22 protein-coding genes are annotated in these 24018 nt (G+C 72.1%); 13 read left to right on the top strand and 9 right to left on the bottom strand.

The window, feature by feature from the left end; all coding sequences use genetic code 11:
* Positions 1–14: 14 nt before the first annotated feature.
* Complete coding sequence (locus ACFYO2_RS37545) at positions 15–920, top strand: LysR family transcriptional regulator ArgP (RefSeq protein WP_388358661.1); 906 nt, start codon at positions 15–17, stop codon at positions 918–920.
* Here the strand turns inward: ACFYO2_RS37545 and ACFYO2_RS37540 are convergent.
* On the bottom strand, positions 917–1621 hold the full coding sequence (locus ACFYO2_RS37540) for a TetR/AcrR family transcriptional regulator (protein WP_388358570.1): 705 nt from the start codon (positions 1619–1621) through the stop codon (positions 917–919). The genes ACFYO2_RS37545 and ACFYO2_RS37540 overlap by 4 nt on opposite strands.
* A 107-nt stretch (positions 1622–1728) precedes the next feature.
* On the opposite strand from ACFYO2_RS37540, the gene ACFYO2_RS37535 reads away from it, so the two are divergent.
* The gene (locus tag ACFYO2_RS37535; protein WP_388358567.1) at positions 1729–2949 is read left to right on the top strand and encodes a saccharopine dehydrogenase family protein; all 1221 of its coding nucleotides are present in this window, start codon (positions 1729–1731) and stop codon (positions 2947–2949) included.
* Positions 2950–3088: 139 nt separating this feature from the next.
* The gene (locus ACFYO2_RS37530) at positions 3089–3340 is read left to right on the top strand and encodes a WhiB family transcriptional regulator (RefSeq protein WP_388358564.1); all 252 of its coding nucleotides are present in this window, start codon (positions 3089–3091) and stop codon (positions 3338–3340) included.
* Between the two features lie 34 nt (positions 3341–3374).
* Here the strand turns inward: ACFYO2_RS37530 and ACFYO2_RS37525 are convergent, their stop codons facing one another.
* The 5 genes from ACFYO2_RS37525 to ACFYO2_RS37505 form a co-directional block, all read right to left on the bottom strand.
* Positions 3375–3842 carry a DUF6098 family protein gene (locus tag ACFYO2_RS37525; protein WP_388358561.1) on the bottom strand — a complete coding sequence of 156 codons (468 nt, stop codon included), beginning with the start codon at positions 3840–3842 and terminating at the stop codon, positions 3375–3377.
* 74 nt (positions 3843–3916) lie between these two features.
* Positions 3917–5785, bottom strand: a complete 1869-nt coding sequence (locus ACFYO2_RS37520; protein WP_388358558.1) for a sensor histidine kinase — start codon at positions 5783–5785, stop codon at positions 3917–3919.
* Positions 5782–6480: a response regulator gene (locus tag ACFYO2_RS37515; RefSeq protein ID WP_388358555.1), complete on the bottom strand. Its 699-nt coding sequence runs from the start codon at positions 6478–6480 to the stop codon at positions 5782–5784. The genes ACFYO2_RS37520 and ACFYO2_RS37515 overlap by 4 nt, the downstream gene beginning before the upstream one ends.
* Positions 6481–6518: 38 nt before the next feature.
* Complete coding sequence (locus ACFYO2_RS37510) at positions 6519–7271, bottom strand: hypothetical protein (protein ID WP_388358552.1); 753 nt, start codon at positions 7269–7271, stop codon at positions 6519–6521.
* Positions 7272–7329: 58 nt separating this feature from the next.
* Positions 7330–8751, bottom strand: a complete 1422-nt coding sequence (locus tag ACFYO2_RS37505) for a M1 family metallopeptidase (protein WP_388358549.1) — start codon at positions 8749–8751, stop codon at positions 7330–7332.
* A gap of 156 nt (positions 8752–8907) precedes the next feature.
* On the opposite strand from ACFYO2_RS37505, the gene ACFYO2_RS37500 reads away from it, so the two are divergent.
* Positions 8908–9258 carry a DUF488 domain-containing protein gene (locus tag ACFYO2_RS37500; protein ID WP_388358547.1) on the top strand — a complete coding sequence of 117 codons (351 nt, stop codon included), beginning with the start codon at positions 8908–8910 and terminating at the stop codon, positions 9256–9258.
* Positions 9259–9312: 54 nt separating this feature from the next.
* Here the strand turns inward: ACFYO2_RS37500 and ACFYO2_RS37495 are convergent, their stop codons facing one another.
* Complete coding sequence (locus ACFYO2_RS37495; protein WP_388358659.1) at positions 9313–10986, bottom strand: FAD-binding dehydrogenase; 1674 nt, start codon at positions 10984–10986, stop codon at positions 9313–9315.
* A gap of 124 nt (positions 10987–11110) precedes the next feature.
* Positions 11111–11737, bottom strand: a complete 627-nt coding sequence (locus ACFYO2_RS37490) for a TetR/AcrR family transcriptional regulator (RefSeq protein WP_388358545.1) — start codon at positions 11735–11737, stop codon at positions 11111–11113.
* Positions 11738–11863: 126 nt separating this feature from the next.
* On the opposite strand from ACFYO2_RS37490, the gene ACFYO2_RS37485 reads away from it, so the two are divergent.
* From ACFYO2_RS37485 to ACFYO2_RS37470, 4 genes are all read left to right on the top strand, one after another.
* The gene (locus ACFYO2_RS37485) at positions 11864–12490 is read left to right on the top strand and encodes an alpha-ketoglutarate-dependent dioxygenase AlkB (protein ID WP_388358542.1); all 627 of its coding nucleotides are present in this window, start codon (positions 11864–11866) and stop codon (positions 12488–12490) included.
* Between the two features lie 202 nt (positions 12491–12692).
* The gene (locus ACFYO2_RS37480) at positions 12693–13889 is read left to right on the top strand and encodes an acyltransferase (RefSeq protein ID WP_388358539.1); all 1197 of its coding nucleotides are present in this window, start codon (positions 12693–12695) and stop codon (positions 13887–13889) included.
* Between the two features lie 50 nt (positions 13890–13939).
* Positions 13940–14686, top strand: a complete 747-nt coding sequence (locus ACFYO2_RS37475; RefSeq protein WP_388358537.1) for an MBL fold metallo-hydrolase — start codon at positions 13940–13942, stop codon at positions 14684–14686.
* A gap of 41 nt (positions 14687–14727) precedes the next feature.
* Positions 14728–15966 carry a DUF4032 domain-containing protein gene (locus tag ACFYO2_RS37470; protein WP_388358535.1) on the top strand — a complete coding sequence of 413 codons (1239 nt, stop codon included), beginning with the start codon at positions 14728–14730 and terminating at the stop codon, positions 15964–15966.
* Position 15967: 1 nt separating this feature from the next.
* Here the strand turns inward: ACFYO2_RS37470 and ACFYO2_RS37465 are convergent, their stop codons facing one another.
* Positions 15968–16840, bottom strand: coding sequence for a universal stress protein (locus tag ACFYO2_RS37465; RefSeq protein WP_388358532.1), 873 nt, complete (start codon positions 16838–16840; stop codon positions 15968–15970).
* Between the two features lie 62 nt (positions 16841–16902).
* On the opposite strand from ACFYO2_RS37465, the gene ACFYO2_RS37460 reads away from it, so the two are divergent.
* From ACFYO2_RS37460 to ACFYO2_RS37440, 5 genes are all read left to right on the top strand, one after another.
* The gene (locus ACFYO2_RS37460; protein ID WP_388358530.1) at positions 16903–17256 is read left to right on the top strand and encodes a VOC family protein; all 354 of its coding nucleotides are present in this window, start codon (positions 16903–16905) and stop codon (positions 17254–17256) included.
* Positions 17257–17387: 131 nt separating this feature from the next.
* A complete protein-coding gene (locus ACFYO2_RS37455; RefSeq protein WP_388358528.1) occupies positions 17388–19064 on the top strand; it encodes an FAD-dependent oxidoreductase in 1677 nt (558 codons plus the stop codon).
* The gene (locus tag ACFYO2_RS37450; RefSeq protein ID WP_388358526.1) at positions 19061–20521 is read left to right on the top strand and encodes an ATP-binding protein; all 1461 of its coding nucleotides are present in this window, start codon (positions 19061–19063) and stop codon (positions 20519–20521) included. Before ACFYO2_RS37455 ends, ACFYO2_RS37450 begins: the two co-directional genes overlap by 4 nt.
* On the top strand, positions 20518–20877 hold the full coding sequence (locus ACFYO2_RS37445; protein WP_388358523.1) for a UBP-type zinc finger domain-containing protein: 360 nt from the start codon (positions 20518–20520) through the stop codon (positions 20875–20877). Before ACFYO2_RS37450 ends, ACFYO2_RS37445 begins: the two co-directional genes overlap by 4 nt.
* Positions 20878–21042: 165 nt before the next feature.
* Positions 21043–24018, top strand: a complete 2976-nt coding sequence (locus tag ACFYO2_RS37440) for an AAA family ATPase (protein ID WP_388358520.1) — start codon at positions 21043–21045, stop codon at positions 24016–24018.

Below are 24018 nucleotides of genomic sequence, written 5' to 3'. Positions count from 1 at the left end.
CATTAGCTGTCGTGATGATGGCCGAACTCCCGCTGGATCAGGTCCGGACGCTGCTCACGGTGGTCGACGAGGGCACCTTCGACGCGGCGGCCGCCGCCCTGCAGGTGACGCCGTCGGCGGTGAGCCAGCGCGTGAAGGCGCTGGAGCAGCGCACGGGGCGGGTGCTGCTGGTGCGCACCAAGCCGGTGCGGCCGACGGAGTCCGGCGAGGTCGTGGTGCGGTTCGCCCGGCAGCTGGCCCGGCTGGAGCGGGACGCGCGGGCCGAACTCGGCATGCGCGGGGAGGGGGAGCCGACCCGGGTGTCGGTCGCGGTGAACGCGGACTCCCTGTCGACGTGGTTCCTGGGGGCGCTCACGCGCGTCCCGCAGGAGCCGCGGCTCTGTTTCGAGCTGCGCCGCGAGGACGAGACCCGTACGGCGGCGCTGCTGCGGGAGGGCCTCGTGATGGCCGCGGTGACCTCGTCGCCCGATGCGGTGGCGGGCTGTTCCGTGCGGACGCTGGGGCGGATGCGGTACGTCGCGGCGGCGAGCCCGGACTTCGCGGACAGGCATCTCGGTGGGCCGCTGCGGGATGCGCTCGCGGACGCGCCGGTGGTGACCTTCGACCGGAGCGACGACCTCCAGGACGCGTTCGTCCGGCGGCTGAGGCGCACCAGGGGCGGGGGCGGGGCGAGTCCCGTACGCCACTTCGTCCCCACCTCGGAGGGCTTCGTCGAGGCCGTCACGGCCGGCCTGGGCTGGGGCCTGGTGCCCGAGGTGCAGGCGGACCGGCTGCTACGCGAGGACCGCCTCGTCTCCCTCGCGCCGGACCGCACGGTCGACGTACCGCTGTACTGGCAGCAGTGGAAGCTGGACTCCCCGGCGCTGGCCGCCGTGGCCGAGGCGGTGGTGGCCGCCGCCGCCGAGGCGCTCCGCGGCTAGGCATACGCCCGAAGCCGGGCCTCCGCGCTGTCCAGCAGCATCTCCAGGGCCGTCGGGTAGGCGCTGGTGACCATGCGGGTGGCGAGGAGGGGGGCCGCTTCGGCGATGCGGGGGTGGGTGGTGCGGGGCAGGCGGGCGTAGGTCGAGCGCCACATGTCCTCGTCGGCGTGCAGCGAGTCGCTCGGCAGGGCGAGCGAGGCGGCGTCGAGGGCGGCGAACGCCAGGGTCTGGTCGATGAAGGCGTGGTAGATACGCACGGTGTCGGTCAGCGGGAACCCCGCAGTGCGCAGGACGTCCAGGACGGCCTCGTCGGCGGCCAGTTCGTTCGCGCGGCCGGTGACCCGACTCGTGGTCAGCAGGGCGGCCTGCGGGTGGGCGACGTACGCGGCGTGGACGCGCAGTCCGACGGCGCGCAGGTCCGCCCGCCACTCCCCCGTCGGCCGCCAGCCCCGCAGGGCCTGGCCGATGAGGGCGTCGCCGATGGCGAGGGTCAGGTCGTCCATGCCGCGGAAGTACCGGTAGAGCGTGGACGGGTCGGCGTCCAGGGCGAGGCCGAGGCGGCGGGCGGTGAGGCCCGCGCTGCCGTGTTCGCGCAGCATGCGCAGCGCGGTCTCGACGATGAGCCGCTCGGACAGCACGGTGCCACTCCTGGTGGGCCTGCGCCGGCGCCGCTTCTGCTCGGGGACCACTGGTTTCGGCACTGCCGTCTCCCTCCGCCTTATGCCAACGCCATTGACCTTACGTGCGGCGGCCGCGTTGTATCTCCCTCGGGCCCGCCCTGTCGACCGTTGACCGATGGAGTTCTGTCATGCGTGTACTGCTCGTGGGAGCCGGTGGCGTGGGTACCGCCATCACCCGGATCGCGGCCCGGCGGCCGTTCTTCGACGCGATGGTCGTCGCCGACTACGACCCGGCCCGGGCCGAGGCGGCCGTCGCGGCCCTCGGCGACGACGGCGGCCGGTTCCTGGCCGAGCGTGTGGACGCCGGCGACGAGGCGGCGGTGGCGGCGTTGCTGGAGCGGCACGCCTGCGACGTACTGCTCAACGCCACCGATCCGCGCTTCGTGATGCCGCTGTTCCGGGCGGCACGCACGGCCGGCGCCACCTACCTGGACATGGCGATGTCGCTGTCCCGGCCGCACGCCGAACGCCCCTACGAGGAGTGCGGAGTGAAGCTCGGCGACGAGCAGTTCGCGCACGCGCAGGAGTGGGAGAAGGCGGGCGTCCTGGCCCTTGTCGGCATGGGGGTGGAGCCGGGACTTTCGGACGTCTTCGCCCGGTACGCGGCCGACGAGCTCTTCGACGAGATCGAGGAGCTCGGCATCCGCGACGGTGCGAACCTGACCGTCGACGGCTATGACTTCGCGCCCTCCTTCAGCGTCTGGACCACCATCGAGGAGTGCCTCAACCCGCCGGTCGTCTATGAGGCCGACCGGGGGTGGTTCACCACGGAACCGTTCAGCGAGCCCGAGGTGTTCGACTTCCCCGACGGCATCGGTTCGGTGGAGTGCGTGAACGTGGAGCACGAGGAGGTGCTGCTCGTGCCGCGCTGGATCGGCGCGCGCCGAGTCACCTTCAAGTACGGCCTGGGCCGGGAGTTCATCGAGACCCTCAGGACACTGCACCTGCTGGGCCTGGACCGCACCGACCCGGTGACCGTGGCGAGCGCCGCCGGTCCGGTCGCCGTCTCGCCGCGCGACGTGGTGGCCGCGTGTCTGCCGGACCCGGCGACGCTGGGCGAGGGGATGCACGGCAAGACCTGCGCGGGCACCTGGGTGCGGGGTGTCAAGGACGGGGCACCGCGAGAGGTGTACCTGTACCACGTGGTCGACAACCAGTGGTCCATGGCGGAGTACGGCTGTCAGGCGGTGGTGTGGCAGACCGCCGTCAACCCCGTCGTCGCCCTCGAACTCCTCGCCGGCGGCGCCTGGTCCGGCGCGGGCGTCCTCGGCCCGGAGGCTTTCCCGGCCCGCCCCTACCTGGACCTGCTGACCGCGTACGGCTCGCCGTGGGGCGTCCGCGAGCAATAGCCGCTCCCTGACCACGAGCTTTCCGCGTCCTGTCGGTGGCGCAGAGGACTCGGTTGTTTCACCCTTGCATCGACAGGTGACCCGCAAGCGAGTAAGGCATCCCCGAGGGCACACGACTTTCGATCGCAGGTGACATTTCATGGACAACTGGCGAGACCACGCCGCGTGCCGCCACGAGGACCCCGACCTCTTCTTCCCGATCGGCAACACCGGCCCGGCGCTGGTGCAGCAGGAGCAGGCGAAGGCCGTCTGCCGGCGCTGCCCGGTCCAGGACCAGTGCCTGCGGTGGGCGCTGGACTCCGGGCAGACGCTCGGTGTCTGGGGCGGGACGAGCGAGAACGAACGCCGTGCGCTGAGGCGGCGCGCGGGCTCCCGGCGGCACTCCGGGTGACATCCGGGTGATGTTCGGGTGACACGGGCCGCCGTCAGCGGCCGGTGCGGCGCAGTGGACCCCAGGAGTTCTCCTGGCGGTCCACTGCTTCGCGCGCCTCGTCGATCGTCCGGGAGTCGAGCCGGCACATCGGCCGGACGTCCGAGACCAGCGGCTCGTTGTCGGGCCCTCGGCCGGTCTCCCGGCCCTTGAGGACCCAGGGGTAGACCCCGGGGCCCTTCTCGTGCGGCAGATGGGAGTAGTCGTCCAGGCGGCGGGCCACCCACACCTCCACGGGCCGGTCCGCCCACCACTCCTCGACGTCGAGCGGGTTCGCGGACAGTCCCGGCATGGGCGCGCCCGTCAGGTCGTCGGTGCTGGACACCTCGGCGGTGCTGGACACCTCGGCGAGATCGGCCTCGGGGCCCTCGGACCAGCGGACGTACAGGCCCTGATGCCGCTCGACGAGGTCGACGAGTTCGGCGAGTGCCCGTACCGTCGGCAGGTCGTCCGCAGCCCTCATGTCCTGACCTCCCTCGTTGCCGTCGCGCGAGAAACGGGGTACCCCGTTCGACGCGATCGGAATCGGGCCGACCGCTACCGCGGCGCAGCCACGGGAGTGATCGGTTCGCCCGGTGGCTGGTCCCTCCCGGCCGCTCCGGGCAGCCGTAGCGTGAAGACGCTGCCTGCGCCGGGTTCGCTCGTGGCGTCGGCCGTTCCGCCGTGCGCGGCGACCAGGTGCCGGACGATCGGCAGGCCGAGACCGCTGCCGCCGGTTCGGCGGCTGCGGGACTTCTCGGCGCGCCAGAACCGGTCGAAGACGTGCGGCAGTTCGTCCGGCGCCATGCCGCTGCCCGTGTCGGCGACCTCCAGCAGGACGAAATCCCCGTCGCGGCGCGCCGCCAGCGTCACGGTACCGCCCGCGGGCGTGTGACGCAGCGCGTTGGACACCAGGTTGCCGAGCGCCTGCCGCATCCGTACCGGATCGGCGTCCAGCCACGGCGTGCCGTCGACCGCGGTGCGCAGGGCGACACCGGCGGCGTCGGCCCCGACGCGGTGGGCCGCGGCGACCTGGTCGAGGAGCTCGTCGCAGCGTACGGGCTCCGGGTGCAGGCGCAGGGTGCCCGCGTCGGCGTCCGCCAGGTCGCGCAGGTCGTCGATGACGCGCTGGAGCACGAGGGCCTCGTCGTGCAGTGAGGCGAGCAGGGCGGGATCGGGGTCGACGACACCGTCGCGGGTGACCTCCAGCCAGCCGCGGATGTTGGTGAGCGGGCTGCGCAGTTCGTGGGCGATGTCGCTGACCATGGCTCTGCGCTGGACCTCCAGGCGTTCACGGCGCTCGGTCAGTTCGTTGAAGGCGGCGGCGAGGATGCCGGTCTCGTCCCGGGTGGTGACGGGGACGCGGACATGCCGGTCCGGCGCCTGCTGGGCCGCCTCGGTCAGCGCCCGCAGCGGCCGGACGAGCCGGGTGGCGACCACGGCGGTCACGGCGACGGTGACGGCGAGGACGAGCCCGGCGGCACCGACGATCTTGGTCTTGTTGGCCGGTGACATGTCGAAGCGCACGGCCGGGGTGTCCCCGTCGCCGCCCAGGAACAGCTCGGCGGTGGGGGCGACGTACGGGTCGAGCTGGGCGCGGCGGGCGTCGTCGAGGCACGTCTGGGCCACGCGCCAGACCTTGGTGTCCCCTGCCTTGGCGAACGCGGGCGCGAGGGTCGGCGTCTTGAGAGGCGCGCCGGTGAGGTCGGCCCCGAGGGCGAGCGGCATGCCGGGATCCAGGCCGGCGCGGGTCAGGCAGCCGCGGGCCTGCTTCTGGAGGGCGGCCAGCGCCTTCTCCTCCGTGGGCATCGGGGTGTTGAGCCGCCCGTCGGCACACGAATCGGGCACGTAGCCGTGGTCGGCACCACCGTCCGCCCCGATGAGGACCGGGCGGCCGCTCGGCGTGCGGGCGAGGGTGGTGTCGATGCCGTAGCGGGCGAAGCAGCGCTGCCGTTGCCGGGCCTGGGCGTCGAGCTCCGTGCGCTCTCCGGCCGTCAGCCGGTAGGGCCCCACCACCCGCGGGTCCGTGCCGCCGAGCTGGGCCCCGCGTTCGCTGAAGGTGTCGGTGCGCAGCGGGTCGACGGTGGCGGCGGCGCTCCGCGGCAGGGCGGTGCCGCGCGCCGCGGAGTCGGCGATCGGTGTGCGGTCGGTGGTGGTGAGGGCGATGCGCCGCCCGGTCTTCGCGGACAGCTCTCGTACGGTCTTGTCCACTCCCCTCCAGTCCGGATGGGTGGCGGCATAGCCGCTGAGCCGGGCGAGGACGTCCATGTCGTCGGCGAGCACCTGGCCCTGTTCCTCGCGCAGGGCTCGGGTGGTGGTCTCGACGGCCAGCCAGGCGGTGGCCGCCACCGAGCACACGGCGATGAGACCGGAGGCGATCAGCAGCCGGACCAGCAGGCGCTTGCGCAGCGGTATCCGGCCGCTCATCCGCGGCCGCCGCTGAGCTTGTAGCCGACCCCGAAGACGGTCAGCAGCCGGACCGGACGGCGCGGGTCCGTCTCCGTCTTGCGGCGCAGGTTCATGATGTGGACGTCGACGGCCCGTTCGGTGGAGGCACGGTCGGTGCCCCGGGTGACCTCAAGCAACTGCCGCCGCGAGAACACCCGTTCAGGCTCGGCGGCCATCGCGAGGAGGATCTCGAACTCGGCGGGCGTGCACTCCACGGGCACTCCGTCGCACAGCACCTCGTGCCGTACCGGATCGACCGTGATCCCCCCGGCGTGCAGGACGGGATCCTCCCGCCGGTCGACGGGCGTACGCCCGCTGCGGCGCAGGACCGTGCGGATGCGGGCCATCAGCTCGCGCGGGCTGTACGGCTTGGTCATGTAGTCGTCCGCGCCCAGTTCCAGGCCCAGCAGCAGGTCGTCCTCGGTGGCGCGGGCGGTGAGCATCAGGATGGGCAGGTCGTCGTCGCGGCGCAGTACCCGGCACACGCCGAAGCCGTCGATCACCGGCAGCATCAAGTCCAGCACGACGAGGTCCGGCCGGAGCCGGCGGGCCGCGTCGAGGGCGGCCCGCCCGTCGTGGACGACCGTGGCGGTGTGACCCTCCGCCAGCAGGGAGCGGCGTATGAGTTCGGCCTGCATCTCGTCGTCCTCGGCGACCAGTACGTGTGCGCACACGCGGCGGATCCTAAGCGGTTGGGGAGACCTCGACGGGCTCAACGGGCCAGGGACTTGGCGTCGCCCATGACGACGACGGGGTGGAGGTCCGGGTCGAGCGCGAGCAGAAGTTCCTTCATGTGCTTCCTGGCGATGCTGACACAGCCCTGCGTCGGGCCGTCGTGGTCGACGTGCAGCCAGATGCCGCCGCCGCGGCCCGCGCCGAGCGGACGGGTCCAGTCCAGCGGCGTGGTGCCCGGCTCGCGGTTGTAGTTGATCGCGATCACGTAGTCGAACGACCCGGCCAGCGGCTCCCCCTCGAACCCCGTTCCGGTCACGGTGAACCCGCTGCCGTGGTCGTACGGCAGCCGGGTGCCCGGGTCGCGGAGCCGGCCGCCGGCGTCGCTGAGGGTGTAGATCCCGATGGGTGAGCGCAGGTCACCGGCTCGGTGATGGTCACTCCAGCCCTTGAGCGCGTTGTGCGCGGGCCACCTCGCCCCGGCGGCCTCCCAACCGGCCGCCGTTCGCTCGTACAGCACGACCGTGGACAGCGAGGAGTCCCTCCCGCGGCCGGTCACCACGACGGCCTGCCGGGCGCGGGACGGCACCTGGGCGAGGGTCTTCGGTCCCAGGCCGGGCAGTTGCCGCGGTGCCGCCTCGACGGATCCGTCCGGGGAGGGCGAGGGCGGCAGCGCACTCGTCGGCGGGGCGGCTGCGGGACCGTGGTCCGAGATCGCCGCCGCGCCGTCGCCGCATCCGGTGAGCAGCAGGGATGCGGCGAGAAGCGCGGCGGCCCGTATGTGTCCGATCATGGTTCGACCTTGACCGACACTTGTGAGGAACCTGTCAGGTTCCAGGACCTGTTGGCCGCTACGGCTTGCTCAGTCCTGCGGGCTTGCCCTGCGTGTACAGCCAGGTCTGGAACAGATCCCCCAGGTCCTTCCCGGACTCCCGCTCCGCGAGGCGCACGAACTGTGGTGTCGTGCCGTGGCCGTCGCGGTGCTCCGCCGCCCAGGCCCGGAGGATCCGGAAGAACACCCGGTCCCCCACGGCTTTGCGCAGGACGTGCAGGGTCATGGCGCCGCGGGCGTACACGGGAGTGCCGAAGATGTTCGCGCCGCTGCCGGGATCGCCGGGCGGGAACGCCCACAGACCGTCGCTCGCCGGGCGGGCGTAGAGCGCGTCGAAGGTCTGCTGCGCGGTCTCGCCGCCGTGCTGTTCGCCGTACAGCCACTCGGTGTAGGTCGCGAAGCCCTCGTTGAGCCAGATCTCCTTCCAGGAAGTGAGGGTGACCGAGTCGCCGAACCACTGGTGGGCGCTCTCGTGGACGAGGGTGCTCAGGCCGGGCGCCGCGTCGTACACCGGGCGGGTCTGGGTCTCCAGCGCGTAGCCGACGTTCGGGGCGCGGTCGACGATCGAGCCGGCGGCGCGGAACGGGTAGGGACCGAAGAGCTTGCTCTCCCACTCCAGTACGGAGGGCAGTTGCTTGAGGACGGGGGCCGCGGCCTCGGCCTCGCGGGGGTCGACGGCGTCGTAGACCTGGATGCCGTCACGGGTGGTGTACTTCTTCACCTCGAACTTGCCGACCGTCGCGGTGGCGAGGTAGGCCGCCATCGGCTCCCGCTGCCGCCAGCGGAACGTGGTCTGCCCGTGCGCGGTGTCCTCGCCGAGGAAGACGCCGTTGGCGACGGCGGTCCTCCCCTTGGGGACGGTGATGGTGAAGTCGTACGACGCCTTGTCCGTGGGGTGGCTGTTTGCCGGGAACCAGGTCATGGCGCCCTGCGGTTCGCCCGCGACGAAGGCACCGTCGTCGGTGGGGATCCAGCCGTCCAGCGAGCCGTCCGGGTCGGTGACCGGGCCCGGCTTGCCCTCGTAGGTGACGGCTATCCGGAACGTCTGGCCCTTGCGCAGGGCGTGGCGCGGGGTGACGACGAGTTCCTGGCCGTCGCGTGTGTGGTCCGCCTTGACGTGGTCGACGGTGAGGCCGGTGACCTTCAGTCCGTTGAGGTCGAGGTCGAAGCGGGTGAGCCGCTGGGTGGCGCGGGCGGTGAGCACCGCCTGGCCGGCGAGGTGGCCGGTGCCGGTGTCGTAACGAAGGGTCAGATCATAGTGGCCGACGTCGTATCCGCCGTTGCCGGCGAGCGGGAAGTACGGGTCGCCGACGCCGGACGTGCCTGCGGTGCCCGCCGACGCGGGCCCGGCGGCCACGAACAGCGCCGCGAGGGCGACGGGGACGGTGGCGATCACGGCTTCGCGGCGGAGAATGGCGGTACGTCTGGCGGGCTGCGTCACGAGCGCTCCTACGAGTGGGGGGTAGACGGCCTCAGGCTATGGGTGTCTCTGCCGTGGCTCACCCCTGATCGGGTCAAGTCGCGTTGCGTGCACCGGACACACCGGAACACGGCGATACGCTCCCGGCCTCCTGGCCCGCTCGAGAAAGGCCCGCCCATGAGTGTCCGCGTGCGCCGCGTCTACGAACCGCCCGAGCCCGACGACGGCGTGCGCGTCCTGGTCGACCGGCTGTGGCCGCGCGGCCTGAAGAAGGACGCGGCGCATGTCGACGAGTGGCCCAAGCCCCTCACCCCGTCGACCGAACTGCGCCACTGGTACCACGCGGGCGAGCAATCGTACGAGGAGTTCGGCCGGCGTTACGAGGCGGAGCCGGCAGCGCCCGAGGCGGCCGAACTCCTCGATCATGTGAGGGAGTTGGCGGGCAAAGGAACCGTCACCCTGCTGACCGCCGCCAAGTCCCCCGAGCAGAGCCACGCCTTGGTGCTGGCCCGTCTCCTCCAGGCGTAGGGAGACGGGCCGACACGGTCGGGCCTTCTGCCGGGCAACTGCCCGTCGCGCCGGTCAGGCCGTCTGCCGGGCGGCTGCCCGTCCCGCCGCCCGCCCGGAGAAGAGGCAGCCGCCGAGGAAAGTGCCCTCCAACGCGTTGTAGCCGTGGACGCCGCCGCCTCCGAAGCCGGCCACCTCGCCGGCCGCGTACAGGCCGTCGAGGGGCTTGCCGTCGGTGCCGAGGGCGCGGGAGTCGAGGTCGGTCTGGATGCCGCCGAGGGTCTTGCGGGTGAGGGTGTGCAGCTTGACGCCGATGAGGGGCCCGGCGGCAGGGTCGAGGATGCGGTGCGGGGTGGCGACGCGGCCGAGACGGTCGCCGATGTAGCGGCGGGCGTTGCGGATGCCCTGCACCTGGGCGTCCTTGCTGTAGGCGTTGGCGATCTGGAGGTCGCGGGCCTGGATCTGACGCCGGATCGAGGCCGCGTCGAGCAGCGCCTTGTCGGTCAGCCCGTTCATCTTCTCGACGAGCTGCTCCAGGTTCGGGGCGGTCACGAAGTCGGCCCCCTTGCGCAGGAAGGCGTCCACCGGTCCCGGCGCGCCCTTGCCGAGGACCCGTTCCTTCAGGAAGCCGGCCCGGTCCTTGGCGGTGATGTCGGGGTTCTGCTCGGATCCCGACAGCGCGAACTCCTTCTCGATGATCTTCTGGGTGAGGATGAACCAGGAGTGGTCGTGGCCGGCGATGTCCTCGGTGGTGCGCAGGTACTTGAGGGTGCTGAGGGTGTCGTAGCCGGGCAGGCACGGGTTGGGCAGGCGGCGGCCGATGGCGTCGAACCACATCGAGGACGGACCGGGCAGGATGCGGATGCCGTGGCCGGGCCAGATCGGGTCCCAGTTCTGCAGGCCCTCGGTGTAGTGCCACATGCGGTCGCGGTTGACCAGGCGCACCCCGGCGTCGGCGCTGATCTCGAGCATCCGGCCGTCGACGTACGCCGGAACTCCGGTGACCATCTCGGCGGGAGCGGTGCCGAGCCGCTCGGGCCAGTAGCGGCGCACTATGTCGTGGTTGGCGCCGATGCCGCCGGTGGTGACGACGACGGCCCGGGCGGTGAGCTCGAAGTCGCCGACACGGTCGCGGTTGGAGGCGACACCGCGAGGGGAGTCGTCCTCCTCCAGGAGGGTGCCGCGCACCCCGCGCGCCGCGCCCTCCTCGACGACCAGTTCGTCGACCTGGTGACGGTGGTAGAAGGTGAGCAGCCCGTCGCGTGCGGCCTGCTTGGCGTACTCGACGAACGGTTCCACGACTCCCGTGCCGGTGCCCCAGGCGATGTGGAAGCGCGGTACGGAGTTGCCGTGTCCGTGGGCCGTCAGGTCGCCGCGCTCGGCCCAGCCGACGGTGGGCAGGAACTTGATGCCGTGCCCCTCCAGCCAGGACCGCTTCTCGCCCGCCGCGAACTCGACGTAGGCACGCGCCCAGCGCACCGCCCAGGAGTCCTCGTCGTCGAGCCGGTCGAACTGCGCGCTGCCCTGCCAGTCGTTCCAGGCGAGGTCGAAGGAGTCCTTGATGCCGAGGCGCCGCTGCTCCGGGGAGTCGACGAGGAACAGCCCGCCGAAGGACCAGAACGCCTGTCCGCCGAGGTTGGCGGCGTTCTCCTGGTCGACCAGCGCGACCCTGCGGCCCCGGCTGGTGAGTTCGTGCGCCGCGACCAGGCCCGCGAGTCCGGCTCCGACGACGATGACGTCCGCATCCATGGCGACCGTTGCCTTTCTCATAGGGAGTCTCATTGGGGTCTTCGATCAGGTCTTCTATCGATCAGGTCTTCGATCGGTCTTCGATCGGTCTTCGATCGGTCTTCGATCGGTCTTCGATCGGTCTTCACGCGGGTGTGCCGCTGCCGTCGGTCAGCAGCGCGGTGAGCAACTGCCCCAGCCAGACCCGGGCGCGCTCGACGTCCTTGTCCAGCAGCAGTTGGGTGGTGACTCCGTCGTACGCGGCGACGACCGCGCGGGCGGCGCCGTCGACGCCGCCGAGCACGGCGGGCAGCGCGGTGTGTCCGGTGGCCCGGGCGAGCCGGTCCTCGATGGCCCGTCGCAGCCGCTCCCGGTGCTCCAGCAGGGTCTGCGCGACGGCCGGGTCGCGGGCGGCGTGGACCAGGAAGTCGGTCTTCACCAGCAGCCAGTCCACATCCAGCAGGAGTACCTCGGTGACCCGGTCCACGGACGCCGGTACGTCGAGTTCGGGCCCCTCCAGGGCCAGCGCCTCGGCGACCTGCTCCGCGATCAGGTCGGCCCGCTGTCGGTACAGGGCGAAGAACAGCCCGTCCAGGCTGTCGAAGTTCGAGTAGAACGCGCCCCGGCTGTAGCCGGCGGCCTCGCAGACCTCCTCGATCGAGACCCGCCCGAAACCCTTGGCGGCGAAGACCGCGAAGGCGGCGTCCAGCAGGTTGGCCCGCGTGCGGACCCGGCGCTTGGTGACGCGCCGGGTCGTCTCCTCCACCGCCATGTCCAGACCTCCGTTCGATACGGGAATGTATCCGATGCATCGATGCATCGAAAGCTCGAACAGATATTTGTCAGGCTCTCCGAAGTTCATGGGAACAGGCTTTCGAATAAGGAGTACGCTGGATACATGACCAGGCACCTCCAGGGCTCCCTCTTCGACCAGACCGACCAGCTCCGCCTCGGCCCCCTCGACGGAATCCGCCGGACCGCGCTCGGCCTCGGCGCCTGGATCGATGTGTTGCCCGGCTGGCTGACCGGCTCGGACGACCTGTTCGAACACCTGGCGACCGAGGTGCCGTGGCGCGCGGAGCGGCGGAAGATGTACGACCACGAGGTGGACGTACCTCGGCTGCTGGCGTTCTACGGAGCCGACGACACGCTGCCGCACCCGCTGCTGGCCGAGGCACGCGAGGCGCTGTCCGCGCACTACGCCGAGGAGCTGGGCGAGCCCTTCACCACGGCCGGGCTGTGCCACTACCGCGACGGCCGGGACAGCGTGGCCTGGCACGGCGACCGGATCGGGCGGGGCGCCCGGGAGGACACGATGGTGGCGATCCTCTCCGTGGGCGCGCCCAGGGACCTGCTGCTGCGTCCGACGCGCGGCGGAGACACGATCAGACGGCCGCTGGGGCATGGCGACCTGATCGTGATGGGCGGCTCCTGCCAGCGGACCTGGGAGCACTGCGTACCGAAGAGCACGCGGGCCTCGGGACCGCGCATCAGCATCCAGTTCCGGCCGCACGGCGTGAACTGAGGCCCGGGGGACGTGAAGTAAGGCCCCCGGGGGCGTGAAGTAAGACCCCGTGACGGCGTGCACCGAGGCGGGGAGGCGGCCGCTTCGGCAGCACGCGGGGGCTGCCTCCGGCGGACGGTGCCGGAGGCAGCCTCGTTCCGACGGAACCCTGCCCTCCCCCACGCCTCTCCCCCACACTGGCGCACAACGGGGGGAGGCCGGGATGAGTGCGGAAACCGGGCAGCCGCCGGCCGCTCGCCGGCGCGTCGAACTCGACATGCTCCGTGCGCTCGTCGTGCTCGGCCTGGTCTTCTTCCACTCCGCCCTGGTCTTCTCCCCGGACGACGACTTCTACGTCAAGAACCGCGAGACGACCGACGTCGTCACCGTCGTCGCCGGGCTCGGGGTGGTGTGGGCGATGCCCCTGCTGTTCCTCGTCGCCGGACTCGGCGCCCACCATTCGCTCCGCCGGCGCGGACCGGGCGGCTTCGCCCGCGAACGACTGCTGCGCCTCGGCGTCCCCCTGGTCTTCGCGACGCTCGTCCTGTGCCCCCTGCCGCAGTGGCTGCGGCTGCGCGCCGCCGACCCCGGCTACCACGAGTCGTACGGGGAGTTCTGGCCGCGCTTCCTCACCGTCCACCCGGACCCCGGCGACTTCCCGTTCGTGCTCGAAGGGGACCACTTCGAGACCGGCCACCTGTGGTTCGTGGTCCTCCTGCTGGTCTTCAGCCTTCTCCTCGCGCCCGTCGCGGCGCCCCTGGGAGCCGCCGCCGGGCGTGCGGGAGGCGCGGTGGAGCGCCGACCCGGCCTCCTCCTGCTGCCCGCGCTGCCACTCGCGCTGATCAACTCGCTGCTCGGCATGGAGGAGAGCTTCGCGGGCTGGAACCGCTGGGCCTACCTGCTGTTCTTCCTCTTCGGGCTCGCGCTGGCCGACGACGACCGGATCCGCGCGGCCATGCGCCGGCTCGCCGTGCCGGTCGGGGTCCTCGGGATCGTCCTGTTCCTGGGCACCGCGCCCGGGTTCCTCTCCGAGGACGATCCGTTCACCGCGAGGAACGCGGTCGCGCTGTCCACCCGGGCGTTGTTCGGGGCGGCGGGCTGGTGCTGGGTGGTGGCGATCCTGGGGCTGCTGGACCGACCGCGCGAGGGCAACCCGCGCGAAGCCGGGCCTCCCGCACGCGTGATGCCGTATCTCGCCGTCGCCGCACTGCCGTTGTACGTGCTCCACCAGCCCGTGGTGGTCGCGTTCGCGTACGGAGTCGTGGGCTGGTCCGCGCCGATCGTGGTGAAGTACACGGTGATCGTGGCCTGTTCCCTGGCGGTGATTCTCCTCGTCTACGAGTACCTCGTACGCCGGACACGCGTCACCCGCTTCCTGTTCGGCATGCGACCGGACCCGGCGCCTCCGCCTCCTTCCTGATCTGCTTTGCTGTGTCCCGTCGATCAGGGACCTCACCACTCGGGACGATCATGCGCTCAGCTGTGCGGCAAGTCGCCGACGGCATCTATCTGGTGCACGGCAGCGACACGAACTGGGTGATCCTCAAGGAGGGTGACGCCGTCACGCTGGTCGACACGGGTTACCCCGGCGACCGGGAGCAGCTCCTCAGCTCCCTTGCGGAGGTGGGCAGTTCGCCGGAGGCGGTAGCGGCCGTGCTGATCACGCACGCCCACAACGACCACCTGGGCTCGGCCGAACACCTGCGCGCCGCGTACGGCATGCCCGTATATCTGCACGAGGCCGAAGTGCCGCATGCCCGGCGGGAGTTCCTGCACCAGGTGAACGTCGGGACGGTCCTGAAGAACGGCTGGCGGCCCGGTGTCCTGCCGTGGGCCGTGCACGCGATCCGCTCGGGCGGCACCGCGCACGTTCCGGTGGCCTCACCCGAGCCGTTCCCGGCGGCCGGTCCGCTCGACCTGCCCGGCCGACCCGTCCCGGTGCACACGCCCGGCCACACCGACGGGCACGCCGCCTACCACCTCCCGGACGCCGGCGTACTGATCTCGGGCGACGCCCTGGCGAGCGGGCACCCCACCTCCCGGGCCAGAGGGCCGCAGCTGCTGCCGGACATGTTCCACCACGAGCGCACGCGCGCCGTGGCCTCGCTGGACATACTCGCGGAGCTGAAGGGCGACCTCATGCTCCCCGGACACGGACCGGTCCACCGGGGCCCGATCCACGAAGCGGCACTTCAGGCCCGGGAGCGCGCGCTTTAAGGTGAGGTGACGATCACCGGCGAAGCAAGGACACGCGACCCATGGCCCTGCAGATCAGCGCGACCAACCCGGAGCATCCAGCGCTCCTGCTCGAACTGCCGTGGCACCTCCCCCTGGAGGAGTGGCCCGAGGAGTACCTGGTGCCGCTGCCGCGCGGCATCTCCCGCCACGTCGTGCGCTACGCCCGCGCCGGAGACGAGGTGATCGCCGTCAAGGAGCTCGCCGAACGCCCGGCGCTGCGCGAGTACGAGCTGCTGCGCGACCTGGACCGGCTCGGCATCCCCGCGGTCGACCCGCTGGCCGTGGTCACCGGACGCACCGACGCGGGCGACGCCCCGCTGGAGCCGGTACTGATCACCCGGCACCTGGGCGGCTCCATGCCGTACCGGTCGATGTTCGAGACGACGATGCGGCCCGCGACCATGCACCGGCTGATGGACGCGCTGGCCGTGCTGCTGGTGCGGTTGCACCTGTCCGGGTTCGCCTGGGGCGACTGCTCGCTGTCCAACACGCTGTTCCGGCGCGACGCGGGCGCGTACGCCGCCTACCTGGTGGACGCGGAGACCGGCGACCTGCACCCGCAGCTCAGCACCGGGCAGCGCGACTACGACCTCGACCTGGCCCGGGTGAACATCAGCGGCGAACTGCTCGACCTGGAGGCGTCCGGGGCGCTGCACCCCTCCGTGGACCCGATCGAGTTCGGCATGGAGATCTGCGCCCGCTACGGCGGCCTGTGGGAGGAGCTGACCCGCACGTCCGTCTACCCGGCGGGCAAGTACCACTACATCGAGCGCCGGATCCGCCGTCTGAACGAGCTCGGCTTCGACGTGGCCGAGATGCAGATCCAGCACTCCTCCAACGGCGACACGGTCACCTTCGTGCCGAAGGTCGTGGACGCGGGCCACCACCAGCGCCAGCTGCTGCGGCTGACCGGCCTGGACACCGAGGAGAACCAGGCCCGCCGGCTGCTGAGCGACCTGGAGTCCTGGATGGCCACCCAGGACGACTACGCCCCGGGCGACCCCCTCGCGGCCCGCCCGGAGGTGCTCGCCCACCGCTGGGTGCGGGACGTCTTCCGTCCGACCGTGCGGGCCGTGCCCCTCGAACTGCGCGGCTCCATGGACCCGGCCGAGATCTACCACGAGCTGCTGGAACACCGCTGGTACCTGTCCGAGCGGGCCCAGCACGACATCGGGATGGACACGGCCGTCGAGGACTACATCACCAACGTCCTCCCCAAGGCGCGCGAGACGCTCCAGCCCATCTCCTCCACCGACTGACTCAGGCGTGCGGCACCACGGCCACCGGGCAGCCCGCGTGGTGCAGGACGCCATGCGCGACCGAGCCGATGCGGGCGCCGACCGCCGTACGGTGGGCACGGCGCCCGACGACCATCAGCTGGGCGTCCTGGGCCACCGACAGCAGCACCTGCCCGGCGCTGCCCATCTCCACGTGTTCGACGACCGGCACGTTCGGGAAGCGGTCCCGCATCGGCTGCAGCGCCGCCGCCAGGGCCTTCTGCTCGTACGGCTCGAGGCCACCGGCCTCGTCGAGCAGCTTCAGCGAGCCCGGGCTGTAGGCGAAGACCGGGGGCAGGGTCCAGGCCCGTACCGCGCGCACGGTCGCTCCGCGTGCCGCGGCCGTCTCGAACGCGAACCGCAGCACCTCGGCGCTGTCCTGCGGGTCGCCCTGCTGGCCCACGACGATCTCGCGCCCCGCGGCCTCGCCGGAGGGTTCGTCGTCGGCGCGCACCAGGACCACCGGACGCGGCGCCTCGACGATCACCTGCTGGCCGACCGAGCCGACCAGGAAGCCGACGAACCGGCCGTGGCCGCGTGAGCCGAGGACCAGCATCTCGGCTTCGGCCGCCGCGGCGACCAGCGCTTCCACGTCGGCGCCCGCCAGCACATCCGTGGACACCTCGAGATCCGGGTGCCGCTCGATGACGGTCCGGGCGGCCTCGCCGACCGCCTCCTTGGCCCAGCCGATCTGGACGTCGGGGTCCGCCGCCTCGATCGCCTCGTGCGGCTGGTACCGCCAGGCGTGCACCACCCGCAGCGCCAGCCTCCGGCGGACCGCCTCCCGGGCCGCCCAGGCCAGCGCGGCCAGGCTCTCCTCGGTTCCGTCGACCCCTGCCGTGATCGGGCGCGTCATACTGCCGGCCTCCCTGTGTCGTGGTCCCGTGATCGGTACCCAGTCTTCACTAAGCTGACCGCATGGGCCTGGAATGGGAGCAGGTTGTCGTGGACGCGGCCGATCCGGCGGCTCTGGGCCGCTGGTGGGCCCAGGCCCTCGGGTGGGCGGTCGTGGGCGACGCCCCCGACGAGTTCGAGATCCGGCCGGAGAAGGACCGCCTGCCCGGGCTGCTCTTCGTGCCGGTGCCGGAGGGGAAGACGGTCAAGAACCGCCTCCATCCCGACTTCCGGCCGGACGACCAGGAGGCAGAGGTGGCTCGCCTGATCGCCCTCGGCGCACGGCACGCGGACATCGGCCAGGGCGAGCAGCCCTGGGTGACGCTCATGGATCCCGAGGGCAACGAGTTCTGCGTGCTCGGGCCGCGCCGGGGCTGACCTCCCGGCAGGCTCCCGCATACGTGAGCGAAGCTGGGCGATCGAACATACGATGGGCGGGAACCGGCCCGGTGGCTGCACGATCACGGGATCGCCGTGCCGTGAGTCCGGAACCTCGGGGTGGGAGACGTATGGCACAGGCCGCGGACGCGACGCGGACCGTCATCTTGACCGTGGACGACGACCCGGGAGTCTCCCGAGCCGTCGCCCGGGACCTGCGACGGCGCTACGGCGAGTCGTACCGGATCGTGCGCGCGGAGTCCGGCGAGTCCGCGCTGGAGGCCCTGCGTGAGCTGAAGCTGCGCGGAGACCTGGTGGCCGTGATCCTGGCCGACTACCGCATGCCGCAGATGAACGGCATCGAGTTCCTCGAACAGGCCCTGGACGTGTATCCGGGTGCGCGCCGGGTGCTGCTGACCGCGTACGCGGACACCAACGCGGCGATCGACGCGATCAACGTCGTCGATCTCGACCACTACCTCCTCAAGCCGTGGGACCCACCCGAGGAGAAGCTGTACCCGGTCCTGGACGACCTCCTGGAGGCCTGGCGGTCCAGCGACTACCGGCCGGTGCCCGCCACCAAGGTGGTCGGACACCGCTGGTCGGCGCGTTCGTCGGACGTGCGCGAGTTCCTGGCCCGAAACCAGGTGCCCTACCGCTGGTACTCGGCGGACGAGCCCGAGGGGCAGCGCCTGCTGGCGGCGGCCGGGCATGACGCGCAGCGGCTGCCGCTCGTGATCACCCCGGACGGCTCACCCCTGGTCGAGCCGGAGGCCCCCGAGCTGGCCGCACGGGTGGGGCTGGCCACGACGCCCGCGGCGGACTTCTACGACCTCGTCGTCATCGGCGGCGGCCCGGCCGGACTCGGCTCGGCCGTGTACGGCGCCTCCGAGGGGCTGCGGACCGTGCTTGTGGAGCGGTCGGCGACCGGCGGACAGGCCGGGCAGAGCTCCCGGATCGAGAACTACCTCGGCTTCCCCGACGGCGTGTCGGGAGGGCAGCTCACCGAGCGGGCCCGGCGGCAGGCGGCGAAGTTCGGCGCCGAGATCCTCACCGCGCGCGAGGTGACGGGACTGGAGATCAACGGCTCCGCGCGGGTCGTACGGTTCTCGGACGGCTCGGCCATCGCCGCGCACAGCGTGATCCTGGCGACCGGCGTGTCGTACCGGCAGCTTCAGGCGCCCGGCACGAGCGACCTGACGGGCTGCGGAGTCTTCTACGGCTCCGCGCTGACCGAGGCATCCTCCTGCCAGGGCCACGACGTGTACATCGTCGGCGGCGCCAACTCGGCGGGGCAGGCGGCGATGTACCTGGCCCGGGGCGCCAAGTCGGTGACGCTGCTGGTGCGCGGGGAGTCGCTGGCCGCGTCGATGTCCTACTACCTGATCCAGCAGATCGAGGAGTCGCCGAACATCTCGGTGCGCTGCGGAACGGTCGTCGAGGCCGCGCACGGCTCCGACCATCTGGAGCAGCTCACGCTGCGCGACGTCGGTACCGGGGCGACCGAACTCGTCGACGCGCAGTGGATGTTCGTGTTCATCGGCGCGGCCCCGCTGACCGACTGGCTGGACGGCACGGTGCTGCGGGACGACCACGGGTTCATCCTGGCCGGGCCCGACCTCACCCCCGACGGGCGGCCGCCGGCGGGCTGGGAGCTGGACCGGCCGCCGTACCATCTGGAGACCAGCATTCCCGGCGTGTTCGTCGCGGGTGACGCCCGCGCCGAGTCGGCGAAGCGGGTCGCGTCCGCCGTCGGAGAGGGAGCCATGGCCGTGATGCTCGTCCACCGGTATCTGGAGCAGTCGTGAGCGGGCAGCTCATGCCGTGCAGCCCGCAGGAGATCGGGTCGCTGTTCCTGTTCGAGAAGCTGTCCCCCGAGCAGCTGGGGCGCCTGTGCAGCGAGGGGCGGATCGAGAAGTTCGAGCCCGGTCCCGTCTACGCCGAGGGCGAGCACGCCACCTGCTTCTACGTCCTGCTCGAGGGCACGGTCGTACTCTCCCGCCGGGTCGGCGGCGACGACGTGGAGGTCAACCGGACCTCGCAGCGCGGGGTGTACGCGGGGTCCATGCAGGCGTATCTGGGTGACCGGGTGCCGCAGATGTACAACAACTCCATGCGCGTCACCGAGCCGACGCGGTTCTTCGTGCTGCCCGCGGACACGTTCGCGAGCATCATGAGGGAATGGTTCCCCATGGCGGTGCATCTGCTGGAGGGACTGTTCTTCGGTGCGAAGAGCACACAGCGGGCCATCGGGCAGCGCGAACGGCTGCTGGCCCTGGGGTCGTTGTCCGCCGGACTCACCCACGAGCTCAACAACCCCGCGGCGGCGGCCGTACGGGCCACCTCGACCCTGCGGGAACGCGTGGGCAAGATGCGGCACAAGCTGCGGGTGATCTCCTCGGGCTCGTTCTCGCCGGAGACCCTGGCGAACCTCATCGACATCCAGGAACGCACCGCCGAACTCGTCGCCAAGGCAGCCGCGTTGAGCCCGCTGGAAGCCTCGGACCGCGAGGACGCGCTCACCGACTGGCTCGACGACCACGACATCGCCGAGGGCTGGCGGCTCGCCCCCACCTTCGTACAGGCAGGGCTCGACATCGACTGGCTGGACCAGGTCGCCGCGGCCGTGGACGGGGAGCTCCTGCCCAGCGCGATCGGGTGGCTCAACTACACGGTCGAGACCGAGCTGTTGATGGACGAGATCGCGGACTCCACCACCCGGATCTCCCATCTGGTCGACGCCGCCAAGCAGTACTCCCAGCTGGACCGGGCCCCCTACCAGGTCGCCGACGTCCACGAACTCCTCGACAGCACCCTGCTGATGCTGTCGGGCAAGATCGGCCCGCGGATCAAGGTCGTCAAGGAGTACGACCGTACGGCCCCGAGGATCCCGGCCTACCCGGCGGAACTCAACCAGGTGTGGACCAACCTGATCGACAACGCGGTCCAGGCCATCAACAGCGTTGGCGGGGACGGCACGTTGACCGTGCGGACGGCGCTCGACAACGACCGGCTGCTGGTCGAGTTCCGCGACACCGGGCCCGGGGTGCCGAAGGAGGTCCGCGGCCGTATCTTCGACCCGTTCTTCACCACCAAGCCGGTGGGCGAGGGCACCGGCCTCGGCCTGGACATCTCCTGGCGGATCGTCGTCAACAAGCACCACGGCACGCTCCAGGTCGAGTCCGAGCCGGGTGACACCCGTTTCCAGGTCCTTCTCCCGCTCACCGCCGCGGAGTCCGACACAGCACCCGAGGAGCCGGCATGACCAGCGACAACGCGATCGAAGGCCTCGACCCCGGCGTTCCGCCGAGCGGCGCCGGGTGCGTGGAGTGCGACGCGGCCGGCGGATGGTGGTTCCATCTGCGGCGCTGCGCGCAGTGCGGGCACGTCGGCTGCTGCGACTCGTCCCCCGGCCAGCACGCCACCGAACACTTCCGGGCCACCGGGCACCCGCTGGTGCAGAGCTTCGAGCCCGGTGAGGGCTGGTACTGGAACTTCGCGACGAAGGAGATGTACGAGGCCGGGCCGGAACTCGCGGCGCCGGCCAGCCATCCCGCGGACCAGCCGGTGCCGGGGCCTGCGGGGCGGGTGCCGGCCGATTGGGCTCGGGTGTTGCGGTAGTGCGCGCCCAGGAGTTCCGGACCGGTCAGTCCGACTGCGGGTCGTTCGTGACTGGTCGCGCCCACGCGGCGGAGCCGCATACCGATACAGCCCTGCGCCCCTGAAGGCCGGTCCGGTCGCCCCTGGTCACACGGCACTGTCAGTGTGACGTGCCAGGATGGATTCGTGCCGACGATTTCAAGCACCACTCCGCTGATCGGCCGGGAAGAAGAACTCGCCCGGCTCTCCGGGCTGCTGGAGCGCGCCCGGGGCGGTGAAGCCCGGGCGGTACTGATCGCGGGGGACGCCGGGGTCGGCAAGACGCGGATGCTGGACGAGGTGGCCACGCGGGCCGCCGGGGCCGGCATGACGGTGCTCACCGGGCACTGCGTCGACCTCGGCGACGTGGGTCTGCCGTATCTGCCGTTCACCGAGGTCCTGGGCGTGGTCGCGGGCGACGAGCGGTTCGCGGGCGCCCTCGACGCGCACCCGGTGGTCGACCGGCTGCTGGGCGGCGGCACGGACGCCGTGCGGGACACGGGCGGACGGCTGCGGCTGTTCGAGGGCATCGCGGGGCTGCTGGCCGACCTGGCGGACATCGCTCCCCTGCTGCTCGTCCTGGAGGACCTGCACTGGGCCGACCAGTCCTCCCGGGACTTGCTGCGGTTCCTGCTCAGCCGGGGCATCCTCCAGCGGGCGGCGGGCGGCGCGCCCACCCACCGGCTGGCGGTGCTCGCCTCGTACCGCGCGGACGACCTGCACCGCCGCCATCCGCTGCGTCCGCTGCTGGCCGAGCTGGTGCGGCTGCCCGCCGTGGAGCGGCTGGAACTGCGCCCGATGGCCGACGCCGAGGTGGCGCGCCTGGTGCGCGCGGTGGAGGACCGTCCGCTGCCGGACGCCACGGTCCGCCGGATCGTCGAGCGCGCCGAGGGCAACGCCTTCTACGCGGAGGAGCTGGTCGCGGCCACGGAGACGGACGTCGGTGGGGTGCCCAGTGGTCTCGCGGACCTCCTCCTCATCCGCTTCGAGCAGCTCTCCGAGACCGCCCAGCAGGTGCTGCGCACGGCCGCGGTCGCCGGGCGCCGCGTCGAGCACGACCTGCTGCGGGAAGCCGTAGGGCTTCCGGAGGACGAGTTGGAGTCGGCGCTGCGCGAGGCCGTGGGGCGGCAGTTGCTGACCCCCCAAGAAGGCGACACGTACGCCTTCCGGCACGCCCTGGCCCGCGAGGCGGTGTACGCGGACCTGCTCCCGGGTGAACGGTCCCGGCTGCACGGCGCGTTCGCCCGGCTGCTCGCCGGTCGCGGCCACCGGGCCGAGAGCGCCGCCGAGCGGGCCCACCACTACCGGGAGAGCCACGACCTGCCCGAGGCGCTCGCCGCCTCGCTGGAGGCCGCGGACCACGCCCAGCGGGTCGGCGCGCCCGCCGAGGAGCTACGACACCTCGAAGCCGTCCTCGACCTGTGGTCGGCGGTGGAAGCGCCGGCACGGCCCACCGCCGAGGGCGTCGACCGGGTGACGCTCACACTGCGCGCCTCGGCGGCGGCCGCGCACGCCGGGGAGGCGCACCGGGCCGTCTCCCTCGCCCGGGCCGCGCTCGCGGGCGTCGGCCAGGACGCGGACTCGGAGCTGGCCGCCCGGGTGCGGTACACGCTCGCCGGGAACCTGATGACGGTCGACAGCCTGACGGCCGCCTTCGCCTACAGCAGCGAGGCGCTGGCCCTGATCCCCGCCGAGCCCCCGTCCAGCACTTGGGTGTGGGCGGCGGCCACGCATGTGATGACGGCGCGTCAGGTCGGTGAGAACGAGACCGCGTTGCGGGTCGCCCGTCAGGCCCTGGTCGTCGCCGAGCAGTTGGGCGTGACCGACGCCCAGGCCGATCTGCTCGTCTCCCTGGCCAATCTCGAAGGTGGCGGCCGCCGTTCGCCGGAGGGGCGGGAGCGGCTGCGGGAGGCCCGTGACCTCGCCCGCAGCGCGGGCAACGCGCCGGTGGAGATGCGCGCCCTGTTCAACCTCGCCGTCGGCTGCTTCGAATCCGGTGACCTCGACGAGTGTCTGCCGTGGCTGACCGAGGGGCTGGACCGGGCCCGGCGCGCCGGGCTGCTGTCCTCGACGTATCCGCTGGAGATGCGCTACCTCCGGCTGCTGGTGCTGTACACGCTGGGCCGCTGGGACGAGTGCGTCAGTGCGGCGAGCGCGGACGCCGAGGTGCTTCCGGCAGCCGGCGGGTACACGGTCGGGCCCGTGTTGTACGTGGCGCTGGCGCGCGGCGACCTCAAGACCGCCGACCGGGCCCACGCCCTGCTGGAGGGGCAGTTCGACTGGATGGCCACGCTCGTCGCGGGCATCGTGCTGACCGACGCGGCGGCGCAGCGCGGGGAGCCGGAGGCGGCCGTGGAGCGGATGCGGTCCACCGTCGCGGCTCTCACCGACGACGCGGGCACCCTTCCGGACGTCACGGTCCGGCTGGCCGCCCTCGCGCTCTCCGCGGTGGCCGACCGGGCCGCCGCACTCCGCCGCACCGGGGACGAGGCCGGGGCTCGCGGCTGGGCGGACACGGCGACCGAACTCCGCGACCTGGCCCGCGTCACGGCCGTACGCGGCGAGGACCGCATACCGCAGGGGCCCGAGGGGCAGGCGTGGCTGGCCCGCGCGGAGGCGGAGTGTGCGCGGGCGGTGACCGGGCCGGATGCCGCGGTCTGGGAGAAGGCGGTCGAAGCGTTCGACTTCGGCGACGTGTACGAGCGGGCGCGCTGCCAACTACGGCTGGCCGAGGCCCTGTTGGCGGCCGACCGGCGCGAGGAGGCGGCCGTGCAGGCCCGCACGGCCCGGGAGACGGCCCTGCGCTTCGGAGCGACACCGCTCCTCGATCAGCTGAACTCCCTGATCCGACGCGGCCGCCTGTCGGACACCCCGTCTGCCGCCGACCGTGCCGCGATCCTCACCGCCCGCGAACGGGATGTGCTGCGACTCCTCGCCCTCGGCCGCAGTAACCGGCAGATCGGCGAGGAGCTGTTCATCAGCGGCAAGACGGCGAGCGTCCATGTCTCCAACATCCTCGCCAAGCTGGGCGCGGCGAGCCGTACGGAGGCGGTGGCCGTCGCCTATCGGGAGGGTCTGATCGTTCCGGAGCCGAGCGGGTCGGGCCGCGGCGCGTCGTCCTGA

This window comes from Streptomyces sp. NPDC006602, from assembly GCF_042870385.1.
In the GTDB taxonomy this organism is placed as follows: Bacteria; Actinomycetota; Actinomycetes; order Streptomycetales; family Streptomycetaceae; genus Streptomyces.
This window is presented reverse-complemented; position numbering and strand designations above follow the sequence as displayed.